Origin of the sequence: Pseudoalteromonas sp. S2893 (assembly GCF_005887105.1) — a bacterium.
Classification (GTDB): domain Bacteria; phylum Pseudomonadota; class Gammaproteobacteria; order Enterobacterales; family Alteromonadaceae; genus Pseudoalteromonas; species Pseudoalteromonas atlantica.
In genome coordinates this window covers 1-26,126 of record NZ_PNCY01000058.1, presented here as the reverse complement: position 1 = coordinate 26,126, position 26,126 = coordinate 1, and the positions used below count along the sequence as shown (strand labels likewise).

General features: G+C 41.4%; 22 protein-coding genes. 9 read left to right on the top strand and 13 right to left on the bottom strand.

The features are described from left to right. Positions 1–99: 99 nt before the first annotated feature. The 4 genes from CWC04_RS18530 to metA form a co-directional block, all read right to left on the bottom strand. Positions 100–339 (bottom strand): hypothetical protein, encoded by a 240-nt coding sequence (locus tag CWC04_RS18530; RefSeq protein WP_138686129.1) that lies wholly within the window; start codon positions 337–339, stop codon positions 100–102. Between the two features lie 539 nt (positions 340–878). Continuing rightward, positions 879–3,509 (bottom strand): methionine synthase, encoded by a 2,631-nt coding sequence (gene metH, locus CWC04_RS18525; protein WP_138686128.1) that lies wholly within the window; start codon positions 3,507–3,509, stop codon positions 879–881. A gap of 8 nt (positions 3,510–3,517) precedes the next feature. Further along, positions 3,518–4,591: a homocysteine S-methyltransferase family protein gene (locus CWC04_RS18520; RefSeq protein ID WP_138686127.1), complete on the bottom strand. Its 1,074-nt coding sequence runs from the start codon at positions 4,589–4,591 to the stop codon at positions 3,518–3,520. Next, positions 4,581–5,528: a homoserine O-acetyltransferase MetA gene (gene metA, locus CWC04_RS18515; RefSeq protein ID WP_004587433.1), complete on the bottom strand. Its 948-nt coding sequence runs from the start codon at positions 5,526–5,528 to the stop codon at positions 4,581–4,583. The genes CWC04_RS18520 and metA overlap by 11 nt, the downstream gene beginning before the upstream one ends. 234 nt (positions 5,529–5,762) lie before the next feature. Between metA and ettA the strand changes: the two genes are divergently transcribed. From ettA to CWC04_RS18500, 3 genes are all read left to right on the top strand, one after another. After that, complete coding sequence (ettA, locus tag CWC04_RS18510) at positions 5,763–7,436, top strand: energy-dependent translational throttle protein EttA (protein WP_055252958.1); 1,674 nt, start codon at positions 5,763–5,765, stop codon at positions 7,434–7,436. A gap of 119 nt (positions 7,437–7,555) precedes the next feature. Then, the gene (locus tag CWC04_RS18505; RefSeq protein ID WP_004587435.1) at positions 7,556–7,912 is read left to right on the top strand and encodes a PilZ domain-containing protein; all 357 of its coding nucleotides are present in this window, start codon (positions 7,556–7,558) and stop codon (positions 7,910–7,912) included. Between the two features lie 62 nt (positions 7,913–7,974). Further along, positions 7,975–8,883: a histone deacetylase family protein gene (locus CWC04_RS18500; RefSeq protein ID WP_138686126.1), complete on the top strand. Its 909-nt coding sequence runs from the start codon at positions 7,975–7,977 to the stop codon at positions 8,881–8,883. Between the two features lie 22 nt (positions 8,884–8,905). Here the strand turns inward: CWC04_RS18500 and CWC04_RS18495 are convergent, their stop codons facing one another. After that, a complete protein-coding gene (locus tag CWC04_RS18495) occupies positions 8,906–9,904 on the bottom strand; it encodes a helix-turn-helix domain-containing protein (protein ID WP_138686125.1) in 999 nt (332 codons plus the stop codon). Beyond that, the gene (locus tag CWC04_RS18490; RefSeq protein WP_138686124.1) at positions 9,888–10,805 is read right to left on the bottom strand and encodes a GGDEF domain-containing protein; all 918 of its coding nucleotides are present in this window, start codon (positions 10,803–10,805) and stop codon (positions 9,888–9,890) included. Before CWC04_RS18490 ends, CWC04_RS18495 begins: the two co-directional genes overlap by 17 nt. A 285-nt stretch (positions 10,806–11,090) precedes the next feature. Here CWC04_RS18490 and CWC04_RS18485 point away from each other — a divergent pair, with 285 nt between their 5' ends. From CWC04_RS18485 to CWC04_RS18470, 4 genes are all read left to right on the top strand, one after another. Next, entirely contained in the window at positions 11,091–13,385 is a 2,295-nt protein-coding gene (locus tag CWC04_RS18485) for a TonB-dependent receptor plug domain-containing protein (RefSeq protein WP_138686123.1), read from the top strand. A gap of 63 nt (positions 13,386–13,448) precedes the next feature. After that, a complete protein-coding gene (locus tag CWC04_RS18480) occupies positions 13,449–14,423 on the top strand; it encodes a metallophosphoesterase (protein ID WP_138686122.1) in 975 nt (324 codons plus the stop codon). A gap of 11 nt (positions 14,424–14,434) precedes the next feature. Further along, complete coding sequence (locus CWC04_RS18475) at positions 14,435–16,402, top strand: phytase (RefSeq protein WP_138686121.1); 1,968 nt, start codon at positions 14,435–14,437, stop codon at positions 16,400–16,402. Positions 16,403–16,535: 133 nt separating this feature from the next. After that, positions 16,536–17,201, top strand: a complete 666-nt coding sequence (locus tag CWC04_RS18470; RefSeq protein ID WP_138686120.1) for a hypothetical protein — start codon at positions 16,536–16,538, stop codon at positions 17,199–17,201. A 1-nt stretch (position 17,202) separates the two neighbouring features. Here the strand turns inward: CWC04_RS18470 and pdxR are convergent, their stop codons facing one another. Further along, positions 17,203–18,663, bottom strand: coding sequence for a MocR-like pyridoxine biosynthesis transcription factor PdxR (gene pdxR / locus CWC04_RS18465; RefSeq protein ID WP_138686119.1), 1,461 nt, complete (start codon positions 18,661–18,663; stop codon positions 17,203–17,205). A 103-nt stretch (positions 18,664–18,766) separates the two neighbouring features. Between pdxR and CWC04_RS18460 the strand changes: the two genes are divergently transcribed. Together CWC04_RS18460 and CWC04_RS18455 are read left to right on the top strand one after the other, a co-directional pair. Beyond that, on the top strand, positions 18,767–19,342 hold the full coding sequence (locus tag CWC04_RS18460) for a GNAT family N-acetyltransferase (RefSeq protein ID WP_138686118.1): 576 nt from the start codon (positions 18,767–18,769) through the stop codon (positions 19,340–19,342). After that, a complete protein-coding gene (locus CWC04_RS18455) occupies positions 19,342–19,935 on the top strand; it encodes an FMN-binding negative transcriptional regulator (protein WP_138686117.1) in 594 nt (197 codons plus the stop codon). Before CWC04_RS18460 ends, CWC04_RS18455 begins: the two co-directional genes overlap by 1 nt. A gap of 55 nt (positions 19,936–19,990) precedes the next feature. Here CWC04_RS18455 and cyoE read toward each other — a convergent pair whose 3' ends face one another. From cyoE to CWC04_RS18425, 6 genes are all read right to left on the bottom strand, one after another. Further along, positions 19,991–20,875: a heme o synthase gene (cyoE, locus tag CWC04_RS18450; RefSeq protein WP_055016849.1), complete on the bottom strand. Its 885-nt coding sequence runs from the start codon at positions 20,873–20,875 to the stop codon at positions 19,991–19,993. Positions 20,876–20,884: 9 nt separating this feature from the next. Further along, positions 20,885–21,241 (bottom strand): cytochrome o ubiquinol oxidase subunit IV, encoded by a 357-nt coding sequence (cyoD, locus tag CWC04_RS18445; RefSeq protein WP_138686116.1) that lies wholly within the window; start codon positions 21,239–21,241, stop codon positions 20,885–20,887. After that, positions 21,241–21,876, bottom strand: a complete 636-nt coding sequence (cyoC, locus tag CWC04_RS18440; RefSeq protein WP_096740002.1) for a cytochrome o ubiquinol oxidase subunit III — start codon at positions 21,874–21,876, stop codon at positions 21,241–21,243. Before cyoC ends, cyoD begins: the two co-directional genes overlap by 1 nt. Beyond that, positions 21,873–23,861: a cytochrome o ubiquinol oxidase subunit I gene (gene cyoB, locus CWC04_RS18435; protein WP_138686115.1), complete on the bottom strand. Its 1,989-nt coding sequence runs from the start codon at positions 23,859–23,861 to the stop codon at positions 21,873–21,875. The genes cyoC and cyoB overlap by 4 nt, the downstream gene beginning before the upstream one ends. A gap of 2 nt (positions 23,862–23,863) precedes the next feature. Then, a complete protein-coding gene (gene cyoA / locus CWC04_RS18430; protein WP_138686114.1) occupies positions 23,864–24,817 on the bottom strand; it encodes a ubiquinol oxidase subunit II in 954 nt (317 codons plus the stop codon). A 310-nt stretch (positions 24,818–25,127) separates the two neighbouring features. Then, on the bottom strand, positions 25,128–25,547 hold the full coding sequence (locus tag CWC04_RS18425) for a hypothetical protein (protein WP_004587448.1): 420 nt from the start codon (positions 25,545–25,547) through the stop codon (positions 25,128–25,130). Positions 25,548–26,126: the final 579 nt, after the last annotated feature.

The window sequence follows — 26,126 nt, the reverse complement described above, 5'->3', positions numbered from 1 at the left end:
ACGGATAGTGTGTATATTTCTTATAAATTAAAAGAAGTGAGCTTATATCCTTATTACATTCATTTTGCAGTTATTTCCAGCGTATTTATATAAATTTCTTTAAATCGCACCATAAATACATTTACTGTTTTGCTCATTTAGAAGGTAAGTAATTTCTTCTTTGCCATTTTGTTTTTCTTTCTTTGATGGCTTATAATTAAGTTTGATATCGGTATTTGATACAAACGATAACTCATGGGTATAGTTTGCACATTTAGGTGTGGGGTCATTAATTAACCCATTTCCAACCTCAAGTATTTTAGCTACAAGCTCAGAAAACCGTTCATTTATCGTCCACACATTACCAGAGAGTTTTTTTCCTGATAAGAATGAACTTCTTCTATATTACTGCGGCATTCTGTTCTGTAGCAAAATAAAAAATCATCATGATGTTCTATACATAGGAAAAATTCTCTTCTTTTGAATTGTTCGTAATCATTTAGTAATAAATATAGCGCGCAGTTACGTTGAAATTCGAATCCTAATAAAGCATCTATTCCAGAGTTCACTGCTTTTGTACTTGCGTTCAAAACTTCATCTTTAAAATATGTTTTTTAGATACACTCTAAATTATGTATATATCGCAACATTTTATTAGATTTATTATAGGCATTACCACAACCAAAACGACTTTAGTTACATCACCTTATAATTACATTTGCAAAAATTATGCAAACAATCAATTACCTAAATTAAAAACAAGCTTTGTTTGCACTAAAATAGCTCAATATAGTTTTATTCGTCACAATCTCCCTAAATAGCTTTATAAAAAAACGAGCCAAATTAGGCTCGTTTTTCTTTTACTGATAGCTGACAGCTAAAAACTGACCGCTGCTCTTTTACTCTGGCTCATACCCCAAATTAGGCGACAGCCACCTTTCAGCCTCTTCGAGCGTCATATTAGTTCGCTTGGCGTAATCTTCTACCTGATCCTTTTGCACAGCGGCTACGGCGTAATATTTTGCCTCTGGGTGTGAGAAATACCAGCCCGAAACCGCAGCCCCTGGCCACATGGCGTATGAGCTGGTGAGCTGCATGCCAATGCGTTTTTCGGTATCGAGTAACTGCCAAATTTTCTTTTTCTCGGTGTGCTCTGGGCACGCTGGGTAACCCGGTGCAGGGCGAATACCTTGGTAGTTTTCGCGAATTAGCTCATCGTTACTTAAGTTTTCATCGGCTGCGTAACCCCAATACTCTTTGCGCACTTGTTCGTGCAAGTATTCTGCAAACGCTTCTGCGAGCCTGTCGGCAACCGCTTTTACCATTATTTTATTGTAGTCGTCTTGCTTGGCATCGAACGCGTCGGCTAGGTCGTCTTCTTCTAAACCGCCCGTTACTGCAAACGCGCCAAAGTAATCAGGTTTGCCTTTTGGCGCAATGTAGTCGGCTAAACAATAGTTAGCAAAGTCGTTTTTTTCGGTTTGCTGGCGTAAATGGCATGAGGTAGTTAACAGCTCTTTGCGGGTTTCGTCGGTGTAAATTTCTATGTCATCACCCACGCGGTTTGCAGGGAATAAACCAATTACACCTAAAGGTTGCAAAGCACCTGACTTTTCAAGGTCGTCGAGCATGTCGTTAGCGTCTTTAAATAAGCTGCGTGCTTGCTCGCCAACAACTTCATCGTCCATTATGCGCGGGTATTTACCAGCGATTGACCACGTCATAAAGTACGGGGTCCAATCTATGTATTTACGTAAAGTCGCAATTGATACATTTTTAAATTCGGTCACGCCCAGCTTTTTAGGCACCGGTGGCGTGTAGTTATCCCAATCAAGCTTGGCTGCGTTATCGCGGGCACGCTGTATGGTAACTGGTTTTGAACGTGGCTTTTTGCGCGCTTGTTGCTCGCGTACTTTTTCGTACTCGGCTTTAGTTTTTTCTAAAAAGGCCGGTTTTAGCTCTTTAGATAATAAGCTTGATACCACGCCCACCGCACGGCTGGCGTTATTTACATACACTACGCCTTTGTCGTACTGCGGCTCAATTTTAACGGCAGTATGCGCTTTAGAGGTCGTAGCGCCGCCAATCATAAGTGGTAATTCAAAACCTCGGCGGGTCATTTCTTTGGCTACGTGTACCATTTCATCAAGCGATGGGGTAATTAAACCCGAAAGGCCGATTATGTCGGCTTTTTCGTCAATCGCGGTTTGCAGTATTTTTTCGGCAGGTACCATTACGCCTAAGTCGATTACTTCGTAGTTATTACATTGCAGTACTACGCCTACAATGTTTTTACCTATGTCGTGCACGTCGCCTTTTACGGTGGCCATAACCACTTTACCGTTAGTGGCACCTTCTTCTTTTTCAGCTTCTATGTATGGGTCTAGGTAGGCCACTGCGCGTTTCATTACACGGGCCGATTTAACAACTTGCGGTAAAAACATTTTACCTGCGCCAAATAAATCCCCTACCACGTTCATGCCATCCATTAATGGCCCTTCAATTACGTGAATAGGTTTATCGGCAGCTGCGCGGCATTCTTCGGTATCTTCATCTATAAATGTGGTAATGCCTTTAACAAGGGCGTGCTCTAGGCGTTTTTCAACAGGCCATGTGCGCCATTCTAAATCTTCTACGCGTTCGGCTTGTGCCATACCCGAAAACTTAGGGGCTATTTCTACAAGGCGCTCACCTGCACCGGGGTCGGTGTTAAGGATTACATCTTCTACGGCTTTACGAAGTTCCTCGGGGATGTCGTCGTAAACCGCAAGTTGCCCTGCGTTTACAATACCCATATCCATACCCGCTTTTATCGCATGGTATAAAAACACTGAGTGAATGGCTTCGCGTACGGGGTTATTACCTCTAAACGAAAACGAGACATTAGACACCCCGCCCGACACTTTACAGTGCGGTAAGTTTTGCTTAATGCGGCGTGTGCCTTCAATAAATTCTACGGCGTAGTTGTCGTGCTCTTCTATACCGGTGGCTACGGCAAATATATTGGGGTCGAATATTATATCTTCCGGCGGAAAACCAATCTCTTCGACTAATATTTTGTAGCTGCGCTCACAGATTTCGTATTTGCGGTCTGCGGTGTCGGCTTGGCCGTCGGTATCAAACGCCATTACAACAGCGGCAGCGCCGAAACGTTTAATAATTTTAGCTTGGCGTTTAAACGGCTCCTCCCCTTCTTTAAGCGATATTGAATTAACAATAGCCTTGCCTTGAATACATTTAAGGCCTGCTTCTATTACTTCCCATTTAGAGGAGTCGACCATAATAGGCACTTTAGAAATATCGGGCTCTGAGGCAATTAAGTTTAAAAACTTAACCATGGCCGCTTTTGAGTCCAACATGGCTTCGTCCATGTTTATATCAATAACTTGGGCGCCGTTTTCTACTTGCTCGCGAGCAACGGTAAGCGCTGCTTCATAGTCTTCTTCCATGATTAAGCGTTTAAACATGGCAGAGCCGGTTACGTTGGTACGCTCGCCAACATTGGTAAATACTGCAATTTGCTGGGTCATGTTGGCTCCTAGTTTAAGTTACAGGCTTCAAGCCCTGATAAACGCATACGAACATCAAGCTCTGGCAACGCGCGAGGTTTAACGCCTTCAAGCCCTTTGGCAAACGCACGAATATGCGCAGGCGTGGTGCCGCAGCAACCACCAACAATATTTATAAAGCCCGATTTTCCCCAGTCTATAATCTCTTTCGCCATGTCCTCTGCTTCTAGGTCGTACTCACCAAATTCGTTAGGTAAACCGGCATTTGGGTGTACTGAGGTAAATGTTTCGCATACGCGCGAAAGTTCCTCTACGTATTGGCGAAGTAAATCTGGCCCTAGAGCGCAGTTAAGGCCTATAGAAAGCGGCTTAATATGGCGAATAGAGTTATAAAATGCTTCGGTGGTTTGCCCCGAAAGCGTACGCCCAGAGGCATCGGTAATTGTGCCCGAGATCATTACGGGTAATGTGCGCCCTGCTTGCTCAAATGCTTCTTCTACTGCGAATGAGGCCGCTTTTGCATTTAGCGTGTCGAAAATGGTTTCGATAAGTATTAAATCGGCGCCGCCTTCCATTAGTGCAAGGGTAGACTCAACATACGCAGTAACCAGCTTATCAAAGGTAATATTACGATAGCCTGGGTCGTTTACATCTGGCGAAATTGAGCAGGTTTTAGAGGTTGGCCCTAAAACACCCGCTACATAGCGGGGTTTTTCTGGGTTTTTGGCGGTGAACTCGTCACATATTGCGCGTGCGAGTTTTGCCGACTCTAGGTTTACTTCACGGCTTATGCTTGCCATGTCGTAATCTTCCATCGAAATAGTGGTTGAGTTAAAGGTATTGGTTTCAATAATGTCTGCACCGGCGGCTAAAAAGCTGCGGTGTATATTGGTTATTAACTCAGGTTTTGTAAGGCTTAATAAATCGTTATTGCCTTTAATTAGTTCGTGCCAGTCTTTAAAGCGCTCGCCTCGGTAGTCTTCTTCTTCAAGCTTGTGAGTTTGGATCATGGTGCCCATGGCGCCATCTAAAATTAAAATACGCTCTTTTAATGCAGCGCTTAATTCGCTGTGTTTATTATTGTTTTGCACGTTATTCTGCATAGTTGTTAGTCCTCACATCTTGGCTAACTAAATTAATATCATAAGGGGTCGTTTGGTACACGTAGTAATTTAACCAGTTCGAAAACAGCAAAAAAGCATGGCTTTGCCACGTTTTTGACGGCTTTTTGCTTGCGTCGTTATCTGGAAAATAGTTTTCGGGTTTTGGCGCATCAGGGCTTTTTTGTAAATCGCGCTCGTACTCTGCTTTTAATGTGTCGGCATCGTATTCTGGGTGGCCGGTTATAAACACTTGGCTGCCCGACTTATTTTTCATTAAGTAAGCGCCTACTTTTTCAGAGCCTGCCAATACCACTATATCGTCGCAGGCATTTATTTTATTTATATCAATGTGGCCATAACGTGAGTGCGGCACTAAAAAGGTATCGTCAAAGCCACGAGTAAGTGCTCCGTGATCAAAGTAACACTGGTGAGTAAACACACCACAAAGTTTATCTTCTTTTAAATCGCGTTTTAAATTGTAACGGTGATACAGTGCCGCATGCGCCGCCCAGCACGAAAACAGCGTAGAGGTAACGTGCTGCTCTGCCCAATCAATAATCACTTTTAGCTCATCCCAGTAGGCTACATCGTCGTATTCAAGGTGTGCTAGTGGCGCGCCGGTAACAATTAACGCATCGTAGTTATTGTCTTTCACTTCTGAAAAATAACGGTAAAAGGTATCTAGGTGCTCTTCTGAGTTGCTACTGCTGCGGTGCGTATCTAGGCGTAATAGCTCTACATTTACTTGCAAAGGAGAATTGGCAAGCAAACGAATAAACTGCACTTCGGTTTCTACTTTATTAGGCATTAAATTTAAAATAGCCAAACGCATAGGACGAATTTCTTGCGTTTTTGCGCGACTTTTTGGCATTACAAACACGTTTTCTTCACGTAAACGGGCAATAGCCGGTAGCTCGTCTTTCACTGTAATTGGCATATTTTTTACTCCTACTCATAAAAACCGAGAATTTATACGCTCTCATTATGAACAGTATGCTAAAAATATCAACCTCTAGATGTATAGATGTCTAAATGAAATTTATTCATGATTTTATACTTTATCAACCTGCAGCCATTAGCGCTTTAAAACCCGCCATTCGTTGACTGTTTCACCTGTGAGCCACTACAATACAACATTGAAATTTTTATTATTATTTGAAGGCTTTCCTCCATGGTTTTACCTGATAAGTTTATATTCTCGATGAGTCGAGTATCTAAAGTTGTGCCACCTAAGCGCACAATTTTAAAAGATATTTCGTTGCACTTTTTCCCTGGCGCTAAAATTGGTGTGCTAGGTTTAAATGGTGCTGGTAAATCTACATTACTTCGCATTATGGCCGGTGTTGACCAAGACTTTGAAGGTGAAGCCCGCCCTCAACCTGGTACTAAAATTGGTTACTTACCGCAAGAGCCAGTACTGGATGAAAGCAAAACAGTACGCGAAATAGTTGAAGAAGCTGTTGGCGAAGTAAAACATGCCCTTAATCGCCTTGACGAAGTGTACAACGAGTACGCAATGGAAGACGCTGACTTTGACGCCCTAGCAAAAGAGCAAGGTGAGCTTGAAGCAATCATTCAAGCGCACGATGGCCACAACATCGATAACGTTTTAGAGCGCGCTGCTGATGCACTTCGTTTACCTGAATGGGATGCTAAAATTGAGCACCTTTCAGGTGGTGAGCGCCGCCGTGTTGCTATTTGTCGTTTATTACTCGAAAAACCAGATATGCTTATTCTCGATGAGCCTACTAACCACTTAGATGCTGAGTCGGTTGCTTGGCTTGAGCGCTTCTTACATGATTACGAAGGCACTGTTGTGGCGGTAACGCATGACCGTTACTTCCTTGATAATGTAGCTGGCTGGATACTAGAGCTTGACCGTGGTGAAGGTATTCCGTGGGAAGGTAACTATTCTTCTTGGCTTGAGCAAAAAGATGCGCGCTTACAACAAGAGCAAAAATCTGAAAAAGCACGTCAAAAATCAATTGCTCAAGAACTTGAGTGGGTACGTTCAAACCCTAAAGGTCGCCAAGCTAAGTCTAAAGCGCGTATGGCGCAGTTTAGTGAGCTACAGCAGTCTGATTACCAAAAGCGTAACGAAACTAACGAGCTATTTATTCCACCTGGTCCGCGTTTAGGCGACCAAGTGCTTGAAGTTAATAACTTACGTAAGAGTTTTGGCGATCGCGTATTAATCGACGATTTAAGCTTTAGTATGCCAAAAGGCGCGATTGTGGGCATTATCGGTGCCAATGGCGCGGGTAAATCAACCCTATTTAAAATGCTAAGCGGCGAAGAGCAACCAGATAGCGGCAGCATTAGCGTAGGTGAAACTGTAGAGCTTGCAACGGTTGATCAGTTCCGTGGCAATATGGACGAAAGCAAAACTGTATTTGAAGAAATATCTGACGGACAAGACGTACTAAAAATTGGTAACTTTGAGTTCCCAAGCCGTGCATACGTTAGCCGCTTTAACTTTAAAGGTAACGATCAGCAAAAGTTTGTAAAAGACTTATCAGGTGGTGAGCGCAACCGTTTACACCTTGCTAAGCTTTTAAAAGCGGGTGGTAACGTAGTACTACTGGATGAGCCAACCAATGACCTTGATGTTGAAACACTTCGCGCCCTTGAGAACGCTATTTTAGAGTTCCCAGGGTGTGTAATGTGTATATCGCATGACCGTTGGTTCCTCGACCGTATTGCAACACACATTTTAGATTACCGCGACGAAGGCCAAATTAACTTCTTCGATGGTAACTACACTGAATACGAAGAGTGGCTTAAAAAGACCTTAGGCGCAGAAGCTGCACAACCTAAGCGTATTAAGTATAAAAAAATTGGTTAATTGTTAACTGATATAACAAACCCTGCATTTATGCGGGGTTTTTTTATGCCATTTTTTATCGCTATGGGTTATTTCCCGCTATGCTTGATTTAAATATTACAATAAAGGCAACTCGTTTTATGGAAAATCGACGTCAGTTCTCGCGTATTCTTTTTTCAACCGCGGCGCAATTAGAATTTGCAGGAGAGAGCTACCCATGCAAATTACTCGATGTATCTTTACATGGCGCACTCATTACTAAATGCGCGGCATTTAGTGGCACAAAAAATAGCGAAGCCACCTTGCGCTTTACCTTGCCACAAAGCGATATAGAAATAAAAATGGAGGTGTTTATTTGCCACATAGAAGATAAACACATCGGCCTTAATTGCCACCATATAGATATAAACAGCATTACCTATTTAAAACGGTTAGTTGAACTTAATTTAGCCGATGAAAAATTACTTCATCGCGAGCTTGCTTCATTGATTGAATAACGGCAATAGACTCCCTTAGTTAAGTTTATTACCATAGCGCAAACTTTATTATTGATACGGTTATGCGCCTAAACCCTCACTTACCTTTGGTCTATCACAGTAATTATTCGTTTAGCTTTGACCCTAAGCACCGATTTGTAATGAGTAAATTTGCTCATTTATATGAGCAGGTTAAAGGTTTAGGCATTGCAGGTAATAATTTAGTAGAGCCTATTTTGGGCTCCCCTGAACCACTTGAACTGGTACACTGCGAAAACTACATTCACGATTTATGGCATAACCGTCTAGACGAAAAAGCCATGCGCCGCATTGGCTTACCTTGGTCGCAACCGCTAATGGACCGCACATTCACCGCCCCACAAGGCACGTTACAAACTGCACGCTTAGCATTAAAGCATGGCTTAGCCTGTCATTTAGCAGGCGGTACGCACCATGCACACACTGATTTTGGCTCAGGTTTTTGTATGGTGAACGACTTAGCCTTTACCGCGCAAACATTAATACAAAGCGGTGAAGTGACCAACGTGCTCATTTTTGATTTAGACGTACACCAAGGCGATGGCACAGCTGCAATGCTTGCACATCAGCCGTATGCGTATACCTGCTCTATACACTGCGAAAAAAACTTCCCTTTTAGAAAATCCCCCAGCGATTTAGACATAGGCCTTGCTAACAATATGCAAGACGCAGAATACTTAGGCATTGTGGATGATACGCTGCAGTTTTTACTAAAAGAACTCAACCCCGATTTAGTCCTATACGATGCCGGTGTAGATATTTGGCAAGACGATGGCTTAGGCAAACTAGATATAAGCTGGGACGGCATTAAACAGCGTGACCATATAGTGTTTAAGCGCTGCCTTGAACATAACACCGCTATTGCCAGTGTTATTGGTGGCGGCTACGACAGAGACCATACGCGTTTAGCGCAGCGCCATGCAATAGTAATTGAGCAGGCTGCGGGTTTTTAAAAGAAGTATTAACCTGTGCGCTTTATACTTTTAACTGGCTTGGGGTTAGCCCTGTCCAACGTTTAAATGCCCGCCTAAAGTTAGGAATATCGTAAAATGCCAAACGCTCAGCAACATGCTCATTGCACTTAGCGCGCAAGGTAAGTAAATAAATGGCTTTATGTTTATTTTGCTCATCAACTAAGCTCGAAAAGCGCATATTATGGCATTTTAGTTTTCGTTTAAACGTGGCTGGGCTCATGGCAAAATACTGGGCGGTTTGCTCTAAACTTGCCTCGTTATAAGTGTGTAAATAGCGCCAAACAGCCTCTATAAAGGTGTATTTTTCGTGTGATTTTACAGCCAATTGAGCGCGTGCTTGCATAAAGCGTAATTCGCTGGCGTACGGGTTAGCTTGGCGAAGTAATGTTTTGCTAATTACCCAACGAGTTGTTGGCTGCTCAAAACGCAGCTTTAAACCTAAATGTTGCTCGTACTGATGAATATGACGCGGTCGCTTAAAGCTAAAGTCGAACTCACATTGCGGATAGTGCGGGCTTAAACGCTTTAATAAACTATAAAACGCAGCACTGTAAATTTCTAAAATGTAGTTATGTAGATCGTCATCAAGCCCTGTAGCAGCATTTAAAAACATATAAAATTGCTGATTACTTACATAGTGCTGACTAAAAAACAAAGGGCAAAGCTGTAAACGCGCTCGCTGTATTTGTAACAGTGCCGCTCCTAGTTTAGCGCTGTACAATACACTTTGTGCTGCGCTACTTGAATCGTTAACTAATTGACTCCCTAGTAAAAAACCGCTGTCGGGGGTGTTCATTAGGCGTTTAAATTGACTTAGTAATTTAACTTGCTGCTCTAAACTAAAGCAATGCTCAACGCTGAGTAAATCTTGCTCAAAAATCCCGGTGCCGCGTAACAACTTATGTAGGGCAACCCCCCTACTTTGCGCAAGCTCTACAACGGCAGTTATAAGCCCCTGTGCAGTTAAATACTTGTCACTTAAGCTAACATAACTGTTCACTGCTGGTGGCTCTTTGTTGTTTTTGTAGTTGTAGGCCGCTGTGCAATTGTTGCATTAGCATGTGAGCTGTATCACTTTTTTGCGCTTGTATGATGTGGGTAGTCACGCACTGAAACTTAGCAAGCCCAGAGCCTTCTACTTTAAAAGCACAATGTTTTAATGCGGCTGTTATTTGCCTAAGAAGCTCTTGGCCTTGCTGCTTTGATGTGGCTGGCATTAGTACCATAAAACAGTCTCCCGCATAACGACATACCACATCGCTTAACCGACAGTTCATTAGTATAAGCTCGCTTATTTCGCGTAGCAGTCGATCCCCTTCGCTAAAACCAAACTCATTATTAAAACTAGCGAAGTCGCGTATATCAATAGCGGCTAATAAAACTGGCTGCGGCGCCTTAAGCTGGGTGTTTAAAACGCTTTGTAAGTATTCGGCTGTATAAACACCGGTAACAGGGCATACTTTATCGTGCTCACGTAAATGTGCTTCACGGCGCCTTAGCTGTTTATTTAAAACATATTGTTCTTGGTGCCAATGGTATAAACCTAAACTGGTTAGCAGCATCCCAACGGGGGCTGGCAGTGACTCTATCCAGCTTAGCCACTGCTGCACAGGTTGCATTAACCATTCATCGAGCAAATCGAGCGTGGCCGAGAACATAAATAAACCAAGCCCAAGCACCAAATAACGAGTAACTTTGCCCGGCGGGCGCGAAATAAGTAAGGCAACAATCCAAGTTAGGGTCATAATCACTATGCCGCCCTCACCAATAATATCGAGCCATTGTATGTGTTGCAGCGCTTTGAGTTCCCCTAAATAGGCACATAAAAATATGGCTAATAACGCCATAGCTATAATACTGTTTGTTAAAAGCCGATGGCTAATAAAGGGATTAAATCGCATAGTTTGTCTTATTTAAATTGCGTATGTATTTATGCTACCCGAAGTGCATTTTTTGTAGCAGGGTCATATTAGCTCAATGATGTGACAGCTAAATGATATGCACTTACTTATAAGCTGCACATGGCCCATTAACGCTATATTGCTTGGGAGTGCGATTAGCTCACACGCCTAGGTAAAACGTTTAAAACCTTAATAACCTGCTGATCTAAATAGGGTGTTGTCACATTTGCGTCATTTAATTTAATTAGTTTGCTTTCAAACCAAGCAGCAACAGGAGCAAATTACATGGCACACTTTAAACTTAAAGCACTGGTAACAGCGCTATCACTTTGCAATTTAGCAGTACATGCAGCACAAGAAGAACACACAACTGATGTAAAAGTATCTGAAGAGTTAGTAGTTTATGGCGAAATAGGCTATCGCAACCGCTCACAAGAACTTGCGCCAACACTTGAGTATTCACAAGAGTACTTTCAGCGTTTTGAACCACTCACCGCAGGTGATGCACTAAAGCGTGTACCGAGTGTGACGTTTTTATCAGATGTGCTTGAATCTGACGGCGCACGTATGCGCGGTTTGAGCCCTGCTTACACAAAAGTACTGATCAATGGCGAAGAAGTTCCAGGCGCTGGCGCTGATCGCTCATTTTTTGTTGACCGTATTCCAGCAGAATTAATCGAGCGTGTAGAAATAATTCGTTCATCAAGTGCCAACCGCTCTGCCGATGCAATTGCGGGCACCCTTAACATTGTACTTCGCGATGGCTACAGCTTAGATGGCGGTTACATTCGCGCAGGAGGCTTACGCTATGATGATGGTGAACTAAAAGAAAGCTTTGCGGGCGTTTACGGTACTGAGTTTGCAGGTGGACGTTTACTACTAGGGGCTAATTTTCAAGGTCGTTATAACCCAAAACAAAAATCAAGCATACGTTATGGTGATAGCCCTGAAAATAACCCTAATTATGCAACTGATGATTTTGATAACCGTGAAGATCAATCTGATACTCGTGATGGCGATGACACATCATTAAATGCCAGCTTTGAAAAGGTATTTGATAACGGTGGCAAGTTTGATATTAGCGCCATGTGGGTTGATACAGACCGTACCGAAGACGAGCGCTCTTTTGAATATGATGATGCATCTGCAACCTCAGGCTCTATTGTTGAAGGCGGTAATTTACTCTCGGATAACGCAAACGTTTCCTACATTGATCAAACCAACTACAACATAAATTCTGGCTATGAATTATCACTACTCGGCGGTACCAGCAAGTTTAAAGTAGGCTATGCCAGCTTTGAAGAGTCAGTTTACGAGCAAGAAGTTGAACTTGATACATCTGAGCTCCCAATAGTTTTTGAGGAAGCAGAAGAAACTGTTGAGATTGACGATAAAGAATGGTCATTACAATGGCAACATAGCTTACTGCTAGGTGACTCAAAAGAAGTTCAGTTTGGTGCTTTTGTTCAAGGAAAAGAGCGCGACACAGCAATTTTTGAATCTGAAGATGAAAGTGAGCAAACACTTACTGGCTGGGATCAATTTAGCCAGACGCCAATGTCGTTAGCGCAATTTAACAATGAATTTGAAGCAGTAGACGGAGGCGTTAATACGCTTGAAGAAGACCGTTTTGACTTATTTGCATTAATCAAACACGAAGCCGATGTGTTCTCATGGGAGATGGGTGTGCGCTGGGAGTCAACTGACTCAAGCATTACCGATACCAATGAAGGCGTTACTGCAAAAAATGACTATGAGTTTTTCTTACCGTCGGCTCACTTTCGTTACAGTGTAAGTGATAACGGTCGAGTAAGCGCCTCTATTGCACGTAGCTTACGTCGCCCTGACTTTGACTACATGACACCCGCCCTACTTGAAGAAGAGCTCGCTGATAATGACTTTTTAGGTAACCCAAACCTTAAGCCAGAATCTTCTTGGGGTATCGATTTAGGTTACGAATACCGTTTAGGTAAAAGTGGCGTTGTCGGTGTAAACGTATTTTACCGTGACGTTAGCGATTTAATTGAAATTGCCAGCACAGGTGTTGAAGGCTCAGAAGGCGAAGGTACATTTGTACTGCAACCACAAAATACTGGCGATGGCACAGTACAAGGTATTGAGTTTGATTTATCAACGCCACTGAGCGCAATCAACATGCCAAATACTGGTATTTTCTTAAACTACTCTTGGCTTGATAGTGAAGTTGAAGACAGCTTTGGTAAACGTAAGTTTAATGACCAATCAGATTATGTTTATAACATTGGCTTTATCCAAGATTTACCAATACTGCGTGCATCATTTGGTGCAACTTACCGTAACCAAGGTGATGCATACGGACGCTTTGTAGGTGAAGAAGTTACCACCTCTTACGGTGCTGATTTAGAGCTTTTCGTTGAAAAGCGCTGGGATGACGTAACCCTTCGCCTAGTGGGTTCAAACCTACTTGATGCCAGTAAAGATGAAGTTTTTAACAAATTTGACTCACTTGATGATCAAAACAGCCGTGACTTTGATGAATATGAGCTTGAGTCTGAAGAAGCAGGTCCTGTGGTTCAACTAATGTTGCGCTACGCATTTTAATAACAGGCATCATCATATTAGGCACGTAATCGCTTGCTATTACGTGCCTTTTGGAGTTAGAACATGTTTAAATTGTCTTTCATAATGGCCGCCCTACTGAGCTCATCAGCGCTCAGTGCTGTCGAGCCTGTTATTTATAAAGATGAGCTTTATCAACAGCAAAAAATAGCTAAGTTAAATACGCTACCTGATAGCCTTAACTTTATGGTAATTGGTGATTGGGGGCACAACGGCCACTTTTATCAAAAAGAAGTGGCTCACCAATTAGAAATAGCCATGTACCAAACTGATGCTGACTTTATCGTCTCAACTGGCGATAACTTTTACCCGAATGGTGTGGCAAGCGTCAACGATCCGCTTTGGCAATCAGCCTTTGAGAACATATATCATGGCCCGCATACTTTTGAAGACTGGTATGTTGTTTTAGGTAATCACGATTACTTGGGTAATGCTCAAGCACAAATTGACTATACAAACAAAAGCCAGCGTTGGCAGTTACCTGCAAGGTACTACAGTAAAACATTTGCGCTTGAAAACAACGAGCAAGTGTTAATGGTTTTTTTAGATACCAACCCGATTCAGCCGCAATACAAAGGCCGTGATAAATACCGTTCTACCCAAGGGCAAGGCTATAAAACCCAGCTTACTTGGCTTGAAACCCAACTTGCAGGCAGTAAAGCAAAGTGGAAAATTGTGGTAGGCCATCACCCGCTTTATTCAAGTGGTAAACGCTTTGGCCGTAACCAAGGGCTTCGCGACATTTTAGAACCTATCTTGGAGCGTCATAACGTGCAAGCTTATATCGCAGGGCACGAGCACGACTTGCAATACAACCAACCAAAAAGTAGCAAAGTGGCTCACTTTGTCTCAGGTGGAGGAAGCGAAGCACGTTTTGTAAAACAGCGTGAATTTACCCGCTATGCAGAAGCAACACCTGGTTTTTTAAGTGTATCTATCAATGGCGAAACACTCAGTGTAAGTGCGATTAATCACCTTGGTGAAGTACGTTTTAGCACTGAAAAGCACATAGATAAGTAAAGGATAAAATAATGAACTTTAAACTAAATACAATTTCAGCGGTGCTTGGCAGTGCACTTCTAATAACTGCAATAAGCGGTTGTACAAGTAATGACGATACGCAAAATAATAAAGCGATTGCAAAGCCATATATTAAAAAAACAGGTATTAAAACTAAATTATTCGGCCCACAACAAAACATGCAAGGCTCACAAGCCGCTGCACTTGGTATTAATCAATGGCTTATTGCCAGTGAAAGCCAAGGTTTATTAATTGCCGACAATGAGAAAAGCAGTGTACTGCTCGCCGGTAACTTTGAGTCAATTTCACTAAGACAACTATCAGCGCAGCAATTTTTACTCGCAAGCATTGATAAAAGCCAAGACAATGTAGTCATCTTTGAGCTTGAAAAAAATGGTCAAACTTGGCAGCTAACTGAGCTTACACTTATCAGTCCACCACAAGCACAACCAGATGCTGTGTGTTTATTTAAAAACGATAATAATGCAACTGTATCAGCATTTGTGCCAGATGTTCGCGGCTTGATCAGTGAAACCATTGTTTATGACTTAGCGAGCAAGCAAGTAAAAAACATCGCTGTTCGTGAATTTTCAGCCGTTACTGAAGCCTCCGGTTGCGCAGTTAATGACGAAACAAAAACTTTGTATGTGGGTGAAGCTGAGCTAGGTGTATGGGCTATCAATGCTGATACTGAATCCGATGCCAATAAACAGCCAGTGGCATTAGTTGAGCCTTACGGTGAATTAAAAGCTGAAATAGGGGCATTATCAGTATCACAAGATGGTACTTTATGGCTTACTGCCACTGATGGCAATATGATCTATGCTTACCACGAAAATACTGAAAAACTAAGTCAGTGGTCACTTTCTGGCGATCACACCATTGAATCTGTTGCAGCGAGTTTGCTCAATAACAATCAAGCGCAGCTAGTTTTAATTGATGATGAAACAGGTGCCTACATTCAAGCAAATGTTAACTACACTGCGCAAACAGTTACTTCACAAAACAAAGTCGCTATGACTCACATTTATGCCAGCGCACAAACAACGCCAGTTGCAGCATTTGGTGATGCAGCGGATGACCCGGCAATTTGGATAAACGAACAAGACGCTAAAAGCAGCTTAATTTTAGGCACAGATAAACGCCGCGGCTTGATGGTTTATGATCTTGCTGGCAACAAAATACAATCACTTAATGTTGGGCGTTTAAATAATGTTGATGTACGCCAGCATCAAAGTATAAACAACGAAACCCATACTTGGATCACAGCCAGCAACCGCACGCTTAACAGTATTAGCGTGTTTACTGTCGATAGCGAGAACAAAGTAAACCATATAACAGAAGTAGCGACTAACCTAGCCGAGATTTACGGTATGTGTATGTATTCGTCTGAATCTGGTCAATACGTATTTGTTAATGATAAATCAGGTTTATTCCAGCAATATAAACTCACCGGTGGGCAAGGTAACTTAAGCGGTAAACTGGTTAGAGAGTTTACCCTACCAAGCCAACCAGAAGGCTGTAGTGCCGATGATAAACTAGGCCAATTATTTGCAGGTGAAGAAGATGCAGGCATTTGGTATATCGGTGCTGAGCCAACTTCTGGCAACAAAGCGGTCATGCTACAAGGTATAAATGAGCAACTTGTGGCAGATGTTGAAGGCATGGAAATCTATCATGCTGATGATAAGCGCTATTTAGTAGTATCAAGCCAAGGCGATAATAGCTATGTACTTTATAAAATATCAGATAATACACAGCCTAGCCTAAGCTTTGCAGGTAAGTTTAATGTGATTGCTAATCTAGATAAAGGCATTGATGGCGCAGGTGAAACGGACGGCTTAACCGTTACAGCAAAACCTTTACCAGGCTATCCTGAAGGCATGCTTATAGTGCAAGACGGCTACAACCGTATGCCACTACGACCACAAAATTTTAAAATTATTGACTGGCGTGAAGTTAAAAAAGCGATTAAGTAAAAACCTACCATATTTAAACGCAATAAGGCTCTTACGAGCCTTTTTACTATGTGTATTTAAAATAAACCTAGTAAATTTAGAGTTATTAAAGCTATATACTACACTTTAAGCTCATAAATTAATTGAGATTATTATGCGTTTACTTCTTACTTTGTTGATCATTACTATAAGTGGATACGCTTTTGCTGAGGAAGAGGCTGCAGAGTTGCCCCCGCTCAACCCCAAATACAAGGCTGAGCATGCAATAGCACTGGTGAATAAAGGTTCAGGAATTAATGCGTTTAACTTACCCAGCTATAAATTACCGCACGATGTACAAGTGGTGTATAGGATTAAAAACCCCGATGTGGCTTTTTTAGATGTTGTGCGCAACGCTGAGCTTATAACACTAAAGCCCAAACCATTTAATATTCAACGCTTAATGCGCGGTGAAGAAATAACCATTACCGCAGATGTGTACAAAGGCAATTACAAAAAAGCAGGCAGCCTAATTTACACAAACAGAACAATAGAAATGAGTAAGCAGCTATATGCTCGCCAATTAAAAGATTTAGCTAAAGCTAGCCAGTGGCAAGAATACGACATGATAGACCTAGGTAGCACAGAGCGAATTTACATACATAAAATTAGCCAAGCACCTAGTTTCAGCCACTTAATTTTTGTAGATTTGGTAAATGCCTGTATGCAAAAGTTTAGAACCTCAACCCTCCTTCCTAGCCAGAATGAGTTAACGTATAAATTTATAAACTGCGGCACCCTAAAACCTTTGTTTTACGAAGCAGAAAGTTTAAATAAATAGCTTAATAAGCATACTCAGCAATTATGTTTATACCTTCTTGCATGACTTCCTTTGACTGGCCAGCAAAGCCTAGACGCAAGTAACTAAAGTGTTTAGGTTTTAAGCTTCTATAAGAGTCGCAGAAATAAAACTCTGATTCTGTTTGCAAATAAATACTGTGCTTGTGCAGATGCTTTTTAATATTAGCCGTATCTATGTTTAAGTTAACCCACATTGCCATCCCACCATCGGGCTTTTTATACTCAATAGGTAAACCTTTCACCTGCAGTGCTATTAATGTGTTATCCATAGCTTCATACCTATGCTTATATAGCTTAGTCATTCGCTTTAAATGACGCTCAAATGCGCCTTCTTTCATAAAGTGCGCTAAAGCTAATTGCATAACCACATCATTTTTATGATTCATTAACTGCTTCCACGCATTAAGTTGTGCGATAACATCAAGGGCAGCGCAAATGTAACCGATTCTGGCTGCGGAAAACATAATTTTAGAGAATGTAGAAAGATAAATAACTATACCCGCAGGGTCATCCGCCGCCATTGGTTGTAACGGATGACATTGGTAATGAAACTCATGGTCATAGTCATCCTCTATAATCATTACGCCATGTTGGTAACATAACTGATAAATTTGCATACGCCGTGTAGGCGATAAAGTAACAGTTGTCGGGTATTGATGCAGCGGTGTTAAGTACAGCATTTTAATTGAGAAGCGGCTAAGTTGCACTTTCAAATCATCAATACATAAACCATATTCATCTTGTTTTATATCTACTAATTGTGCGCCACATGCCGCAAAAGCTTTACGGGCTGGTGGATACCCTAACGTTTCTACAGCAACAAAATCGTTAGTGCTAATAAATGCTTTCGAAATTAAAAATAGTGCTTCTTGTGAGCCATTACACACAAGTAAGTCGTTTGTTTTTAAGTTACGCGCTTTATATAAGTAATTGCTTATTTGCACTTTTAACTCACTCACACCGCTTATATCACCATAATGAAATTTACTGGTATCTACATGGTTAAAAACATGACTTAAGGAGCGTTTAAATTCTTTATATGGGAAGCTATTAAGATCCGGAAGCCCACCTGCAAAATTATACTTATAATTATTTAAATTCATTGCAGGAGCTGGAACTGCTAACTCTTTGGCAAATTTATAGGCTTTAGGTGTTAAGACTGGCACTTGCTTAGTATTAGCGCTGCCTTGGATAGGTAAGGTTTGCGTTACTTTATAACCGCTACGCTCATGAGACTCTAACCATCCCTCAGCCACTAATAGTTGTAAAGCATTCATTATTGTATGGCGATTTAATTGATAAGCTTTCGCCATCTCTCTAGCTGAACTTAACTTAGCGCCAACCGCAATATCACCTTCAATAATTGCAGTTCGAATAGCTTGCGCTAGCTGCAAATACTTTGCCTTATATTGCTTATTAAATTTTATATTAAGTGGCTGCATGTATTTTCTATCTGGTATAGGTAAAAGTTATATTCTGGTTGTTTTTACTAAACCAAATAAGCGTACATTTATTACTCTTTAATAGCAAAAAATGGAGCGAATAATGTTCACACAGCATATACATAAAACAAACAAGGTTGTTCTAGAACCACTAAACCATAAACACTTAAATGGATTATATAAAGCAGGTAAGCACCCTAAAGTATGGCAATGGGTACTAGTTAACTACGCAAAAACCCCTGAAATGCTAAAAGAGTGGTTTTTAACACAGGCGCAATTTAATAAAGACGAACAGATTGTTTTTGCGATTATTGACACGAATACACAGCAAGTAGTAGGTACAACACGATTATTTAAATTAGATAAACACAACCTGAGTGCTGAAATTGGCCACACCTTTATTAGTAATGACTGGCAGCGAACTTACATAAATACACATGCTAAATTTTTACTGCTCAAATACGCTTTTGATGAGCTTAATTTAGTGAGAATTACATTTAATACTCATGAATATAATCAAAAATCACGTAATGCTATTGCACGTTTAGGTGCACGTTTTGAAGGACTCGCTTATAAAGATAGAAAGCTCAGCAATGGTAGCTATAGAAACACAGCAAAATTTAGCATAGTTGATGAGCAATGGCCGAACATAAAATTGCAACTAGAGGAGAAGCTCTAATGTACCCACCTTCGCATTTTCAAGAGCATGATATTAAACGTTTGCAGGCATTGGTTGAGCAATTTCCGCTAGCGAGTATTTTAACGCCCAGCTCGCAAAGTGATTTAAATAATATATGCCATGTACCTGTACTATATGATCCAATTCGTGATGTATTCATTGCACACGTAGCTAAACATAACCCGCTAACACAATGTGATAAACGCTCAGTAAAATTACACTTTAATGGTGATAGCTGCTATCTATCTCCCTCGTATAGTAATAATAAAACACTGCCAAGCTGGCTTTACTCATCAGTACAAGTCACTGCAAAGGTAGTGATTATTAAAAGCGACAGTGAGAAAGAAAAAATAATGAGTCAATTAACAACCCATTTTGAGCAAACCTTTAAGCCCATGTGGAATATTAATGATATGCCTACACGCAGTCGCCAAGCAATGTATCAACAGTTAACTTTTATAGAGTTTCCCCCCACTCACTGGAGTGGAAACTTTAAGCTAAGCCAAAATAAATCAGCAGAAATTAGAGCCCAAATAAAAGAAAACCTAAAGCAAGCTCATAAACACTCTATTGCCGCTTTATTTCAAACATGAAAAAAGGCCCTTTCGAGCCTTTGGATTAACTTTGGAAATATAAAGTTTTAAAAAATTATATCAGTGTAAGCAGTTGTGGCGCTGCGCTGTGGTAGTCAACGGCCATAGCTATACTGAGTGCTGTAATATTTATAATAGAAAAAGCAAACACTTGGCGTGCCCAGCTCGTTAAATTAATATTACGGCGATAGCCACGCAGTGCCATAAGTAACCACCAAAAACTGGTAATACACGCCACAGCCATAAAGGCGGCGCCAGTGTAGCCACTTATTGGTAATAGCATGACGACTAAAGCGTACACAGCAATATAAAGTACAATATGGCGCTTAGCTTTATCAATACCTTGCGCTACGGGTAATACGGGAATACCTGCGGCTTGGTAATCTTTAAAGCGAAAAATAGCAATGGCATATGAATGCGGCATTTGCCACAGACTAAACATAACTAATAATATTAATGCACCTATATCGAACTGCCCTGTTACAGCGCAGTAACCTACAACAGGAGGCACTGCGCCAGAAAGGCTACCTACAAACGTGCCATAAACAGAATTGCGCTTCATGTAAAGGCTATAAACCCCAACATAAATGACATAGCCAAACGCTGCAAAAAATACCGCGGCTTGTGTGGTGTAAGCAATGAGTAAACCAAAACCTACAACCCCCAATAAAACCCCGTGACTCAGTGCAGCAAAGGCCGACATTTCGCCTGTTACTGTAACCCGCGTACGAGTACGTGCCATGGCTACATCTATGTCTCTATCAATTACATTGTTGATAGCACAGCCCGATGCAACCACAAGTGACAAGCCAATAAGCGTAACAACCATTAGCCATGGGTCTATATCCCCGCGCGAGGCAAGTAAAAAACCGCCTGCAACGCTGATAAGGTTGCCCATAATAATGCCTGGCTTAGTCACTGATAAATAACGACGAAACATCTTCTACTCCTAGTACATCATCATTGCGTTAGATTCGTAAATTATCCAAACCGATAGCCCAACAACCATGACGATAATTAGGGCACTGAATAAAAATGAGAAGGTACTTGCACGGCCATCTTCTGTCATAAAATTAAGGTGTAAAAAGTATTTTAAGTGCACCCAAATTTGTACAATAGCTAAAGTAACAATGCTCCAAAGCGTAGTTACTTTTGAAAAGTCGCCTTCCATTACCATGTAAAACGGTATCGCGGTTAAAATTATTGATAGCACAAAGCCTATTAAATACGTTTTAACGCTGCCATGAGACTCATCATGGTGCTCGTTTTGCATTTGCTTTAACGCGTGCGCTTCGCTGTGGCTCATTACATTGCTCCCATTAAATAAACAACGGTAAATACACAAATCCAAACAATGTCTAAGAAGTGCCAAAATAGGCTTAGGCAACTTAAGCGTGTCACTGTTTGTTTACCTAAGCCACGTTTAGCCACTTCTATCATCATAATACTCATCCAAATTAGACCCGCAGTTACGTGCAAACCATGTAAGCCTACTAACGAGAAGAATGAGGTTAAAAAGGCACTTTGTTGTGGGCCATTACCATGCACAATTAGGTGATGAAATTCGTAAATTTCCATGCCTATAAACACAGCACCTAAACAAAAGGTAATAAACAACCAGGTGAGTGTTAGTGCCTTTTTTTGCCCTTGTGCGGCAATCATGGCAAAGCCAAAGGTAATACTACTAATAAGTAGCGCCGCTGTTTCTAAAGCAACAAAGTCGAGTTCAAAAATGTCTTTACCTGATACACCACCGGCTGTGTTCATAAACAGCACGGCGTAAGTGGCAAAAAACGAGGCAAACAATAGGCAATCGGTCATTAGGTATAACCAAAAGCCAAAAATTGTATCGCCAGAGGTATCGTGATGCTCATGTGCATGATCATCGTGCGAAACTGAGTCTAAATGGGCAGTTTCTACATTCGCAGATAGTGTACTCACGCGCTTAGCTCCTTATTTCCACTAGAATTATACGCAGCTTCAATACGTGCGATTTCATCAGGTTGTATATAGTAATCAACATCGCTGGTGTAACAACGCTTGATAAATAAGGCAATTGCGCCAACAAAACCAACGGCAGCTAACCACCAGATATGCCAGATCATGGCAAAGCTAAATACAGTTAAGCTTGCTGCAATTAACACCCCAGATGCTGTGTTTTTAGGCATATGAATTGGGCTGTAGCTTGCTTTTATTTGATACGCTTGGCCTTTTTCTTTCGCTTCGGTCCAGGCATCAATGTCATCAACGTGAGGAATAGTGGCAAAGTTATACACTTGTGGAGGTGAGCTAGTTGCCCATTCTAGTGTATGGCCGTTCCACGGGTCGCCGGTTGTATCGTAAAGTGCTTCGCGGTCTCTAAAGCTAACAAATAGCTGTACGACTTGGAAAATAATACCAAACATAATAATGACAGCACCGCCTGCTGCAATGTATAACCACATGTTCCAATCTGGGTTGTTAGTGTGGTTTAAGCGACGTGTCATACCTAAAAAACCAAGTACATACAACGGCATAAACGCCACGAAGAAACCAACTATCCAACACCAAAAAGACGCTTTACCCCATTTTTCGCTAAGCTTAAAGCCCATTGCTTTAGGGAACCAAAATACAAAACCTGCAAGGTAGCCAAATACAGCGCCACCAATAATTGTGTTATGGAAATGCGCAATTAAGAATAAACTGTTATGCAACACGTAATCGGCACCCGGAATAGCCAGTAGTACGCCGGTCATACCGCCTACTGTAAAGGTAACCATAAAGCCTAATGTCCAAAGTACAGGAACGCTAATACGTAAACGGCCGCGGTAAATGGTAAACAACCAGTTGAATAGCTTAACGCCAGTTGGGACGGCAATAACCATGGTCATTACCCCAAAGAACGCATTAACGTTGGCGCTCGACCCCATGGTGAAAAAGTGGTGTAGCCAAACAATAAAACCTAAAATAGAGATTGCACCGCTGGCATACACCATCGATTTGTAACCAAATAAACGTTTACCGGCAAAGGTTGAGATAATTTCAGAAAAAATACCAAAAGCAGGCAGTACTAAAATATAAACCTCAGGGTGACCCCACGCCCAAAACAGGTTGATGTACATCATGGCGTTGCCGCCCGCGGCATTGGTAAAAAAGTGAAAATCAAGGTAACGGTCAAGCGTTAGCATGCCCAGCACAGCAGTTAAAATAGGGAAAGATGCTGCAATTAAAATATTTGCCCATGTACATGCCCATGTAAAAATTGGCATTTTCATTAGGGTCATACCTGGGGCACGCATTTTAAACACAGTCGCTAAAAAGTTTACTGCAGTTAAAAGCGTACCGAGCCCGGAAATTTGCAAGGCCCATATATAATAATCGACCCCCACCCCAGGGCTAAAAGTCAGCTCCGAAAGCGGCGGATACGCCACCCAACCTGTTTTTGCAAACTCACCAAATACAAGCGACAAGTTAATTAAAATGGCACCGCTGGCAGTAAACCAAAAACTTAAGTTATTTAAAAATGGAAAAGCGACATCGCGTGCGCCAATTTGTAGTGGCAATACAATGTTCATTAGGCCAATCATAAATGGCATAGCCATAAATATGATCATGATAACGCCGTGCGCTGTAAATATTTGGTCGTAATGCTCAGGAGGCAAATAACCTGGTGCACCGCTAGTAGCAAGTGCTAACTGCGCACGCATCATAATGGCATCAGAAAAACCACGAAACAGCATTATTAATGCTAAAAAGATGTACATTACGCCTAAGCGTTTATGATCAACAGAGGTGATCCAGTCGTGCCAAAGCACGCCCCACTTTTTATATTTAGTAATAAGCCCGGCAATAATAAGCCCGGCAATCGCTATCACCGTCATGGTAACCATTATAATTGGCTCATGAAACGGAATTGCGTCGAGTGAAAGTTTACCTAAAAACGACATTATTATTCCTCGCCCTGGCTGTGAGATGAAGGCATTGCGTGTTCATTCATTTCATGGTGCTTTTTGCTCATTTTCCCATGCTCGCTCATCGCTTGATGTTTTTTGTTCATATCGCCATGTGCCTGCATATACTTCATCACAATGGTATGAAATAGGCCGTCGTCGACCTTGCCATAATAGGCAACAGGATTGTTTTCACTGGCTTTTGCAAGTTCAACATAATTGGCATGAGTGAGGTTATTAGCATTGGCTTTAACGCTTGTTACCCACGTGTCAAAATCAGCTTGTGTTGGGGTGGCAATGGCATTGAACTTCATACCGGTAAAACCTGCGCCACTGTAATTAGCAGAAAAGCCTTTAAATGTGCCCGGCTCGTTTGCGATTAAATGAAGCTTGGTTTCCATGCCTGCCATAGAATAAATTTGACTACCTAGCTGAGGAATAAAAAACGAGTTCATTGTGCTTTCTGAAGTGATTTTGTATTCCACCGGCACATTTGCCGGAAATACCAATTCATTTACCGTTGCAATACCTTGCTCTGGGTAAATAAATAGCCACTTCCAGTTTAATGAAACCACCTCTACAGTGAGGTGCTCGCCTTTACCTTCAATAGGCTTATAGGGGTCTAAGTCTTGGGTAGACTGCCAGGTAATAACACCTAAAATAATAACGATAACAATAGGAACAGCCCAAACAACGGCTTCAATCTTATTTGAATGAGCCCATTTTGGTGCATAAATTTCATGATCTTGTGTGTCTCGGTATTTCCATGCGAAATACAAAGTCATCACAATAACGGGGATTACTACGAGCAGCATAAGGACAGTAGCAATGATGATTAAGTTTTTCTCATCAATACCTATTTGGCCTTTTGGATCGAGTATCCCGCCTTTACAGCCTGACAACGCCAGCACCGTACTAGCTAAAGCAATATTACAAAGGTTACGAATTAACAAGGGAGTATCCTACAAACCTAGAGTTTTAATTTGCTGCTTTGAATAAAAATTAAGCAACGATTTTTCAATAAAAACCCAAGTTAACTAGAACTAAATTATAAAAATAAAGGGGACTGAACCCGCTGCAAGTGGATGCAAAAAATACCTAGCAACAAACCCTGCTTCTAAACGCATTTATATAACGTAATAAAAGTTAACTTGGGTGAGTGTTGGTTGGCTGACGTGTTTAAAACACGCGGCTACATTGCTAATGCAAACTTTAATTATTTACAGCAAGAAAAAATAATTAAAACCAGCAACAAGTGAAGCCTTACAGACAACCTGTAAAGCTAGGTGGAGCACGACAACCATGTGCAGCGGACACAGGTTGGTGTACTTTTGCCTCGCGAAAAGCGAAAGCGGCTTTACGAAGGATAATTCCAGCACGACGCGCCGGAAAAATATGGAACAATAACCAGCAAAGGCCAATGAGTAACTGACTAGATATGATCGGATGAGCTAAAAATTGCGTAATGTGCAGCAAAACAGGCTCAACAATAGAGCCATTGCTAAACAACGCTTCAAGCTGAAAGGCATCCTCTAATGCACCACTTAGCAGCATTACCGTATTAAACACTAATAATGTTATAGCGACACACACGCCCTTGCCCGCTTTATTCAAGCGCTCACACGTGTGCGGTTTGCTAGAAGCAAAAGCCGTATTTGTATGATGCAAAGAAAGTGTGTTCAAAGACATTAACCTACTAAATGACTAATAACAAAATTAGAGTAATAAAGCGCGCAACGGAAAAATTAAAAAACATTGCTGCTGTAAGCCCTAAAACGAGGTGCTAAATACAATCAAACCCGGCTAGCACACATTTACCTAGTGAGAATTGTTCCGTATCAAACAAACTTTCAAAACTTACTGAAAGTTCGATGCTGAGTATAACAAAGACAGTTTTCGGTTCAACAAAAAATATAAAGTTTTGCGTTAAGCTTTCGAAGCTATTTTGTTAATAAAAAATAACATAATAAAAATAAAGACTTAGTTTATAAATATTTTATATTTAGGTAGGTTGAGGAGTAGAGATAAGGGGGATTAATGAAGTTAATAATAAAGCCGCACAAACAAAAACAGCCCAAATTCAGTCACCACCGAACTTGAGCCGCCTTTCACACTGACAACATCTTCACACACAATATAAAGATTCTTGGTTTACACTGCGTGGCAATTGTAGGGAATAAAAACAACTCAAAACCGGTCACCACCGACCTTGAGTTGCCTTTCAACCTAAGATCTACTTCAAACGAAATAATAATAATATAC